Origin of the sequence: Teredinibacter waterburyi (genome assembly GCF_001922985.1) — a bacterium.
Lineage (GTDB): Bacteria > Pseudomonadota > Gammaproteobacteria > Pseudomonadales > Cellvibrionaceae > Teredinibacter > Teredinibacter waterburyi.
Window position 1 is genome coordinate 1 of sequence record NZ_MRUH01000044.1, and the last position, 704, is coordinate 704.

At 42.5% G+C, this 704-nt stretch carries 1 protein-coding gene; it reads right to left on the reverse strand.

The genetic code is table 11. The features are described from left to right. Positions 1-192 precede the first annotated feature (192 nt). A complete protein-coding gene (locus IDZ20_RS04895; RefSeq protein ID WP_188150315.1) occupies positions 193-603 on the reverse strand; it encodes a hypothetical protein in 411 nt (136 codons plus the stop codon). Between the last annotated feature and the right edge of the window lie 101 nt (positions 604-704).

A 704-nucleotide genomic window follows, 5' to 3' on the forward strand; every position in this document is an offset into this window, starting at 1 on the left:
GACAACTGACAACAACCTAAAACCGACAAAGCGCTTTTTTCAATACCACGCATAACGCCGCGCTAAACGGCAGACAAAGTGGTGATGTTTTTGTGCGATAATTTGCGAAGCAAATGCACAAAAGCAGCGCCGCTTTGCCTGTCCAGTGGAGGCCGAAGGCCGGAACGATGTTTGAGCGCCTTGTTATGCATTTTATAGCAACTCTTTTATTGCGCGTAAAAAGTTACCGTGCGCAACAAGCATGAAACCCCATGCCAGCATAGCTAAGCCTGTGACTTGAGTATAAGGAACTTCAAAGTTATTAAAATAATCTGGAAATAGACCCGCAAATCCCAATGGGAGTAAGAATAAGCCCAATATATCACCGAAGGGCTTCCCATCGTTAAATCTTATACTTAGCTCAATAAGTAAATACAATATTAGCGGCGCAACAAATACGCCGACGATGAAAGATATAACATATACAATCCAGAATCCAAAATTTGTATAGCTCGCTATGATAGGGCCAAGCTCAACGAAGATTGAACATACAAAGGCTGGTATAAATATTTTTGCGGACAAATCATCAATAGCTTTCGCGTATATTGTCCCTATTGTATCCATGCGTCATCCTCTAATTGCATAACGCCAAGCTCACCTGCGATTTTTGTTGTGAGCGTTTGTGTAAAATGGAGCTGCGCGACATACACAAACGAGCGCAGCAA